Below are 333 nucleotides of genomic sequence, written 5' to 3' on the forward strand. Positions count from 1 at the left end.
ATCCCCGAGGGCCTGTCGCTTGGCTGCCGCCGTGTAAACGGCATTGCGCTCGCGTTTGCCGACTGCGACCACCACGATGATCAGCTCACGATCGCGCACCTCATACACCAGGCGATAACCGGCGCTGCGCAGCTTGATCTTGTAGCGGTCCTTGTGGCCGCTGAGCTTGGCGGCCGGCACGCGCGGGTTGGTCAGGCGCTCGGCCAGTTTGGCCTTGAATTGCTCCCGCGTGTTGCGGTCGAGCTTGCGCCATTCCTTGAGCGCCTCGTCGCGGAACCCGAGATCGAAGCTCATCGAGCTTGACCTTAACAACGGCCTGACCTTGCCGCGAGT

Annotated in this window: 1 protein-coding gene; it reads right to left on the reverse strand. The window is 63.7% G+C overall.

The window, feature by feature from the left end:
- Positions 1 to 294: type II toxin-antitoxin system RelE/ParE family toxin (locus tag KDH83_RS32150; RefSeq protein ID WP_212323269.1), on the reverse strand; the 294-nt coding region annotated here is incomplete at its 3' end.
- Positions 295 to 333: the final 39 nt, after the last annotated feature.

Source organism: Achromobacter sp. Marseille-Q0513 (assembly GCF_018195695.1).
GTDB lineage: Bacteria > Pseudomonadota > Gammaproteobacteria > Burkholderiales > Burkholderiaceae_B > Achromobacter.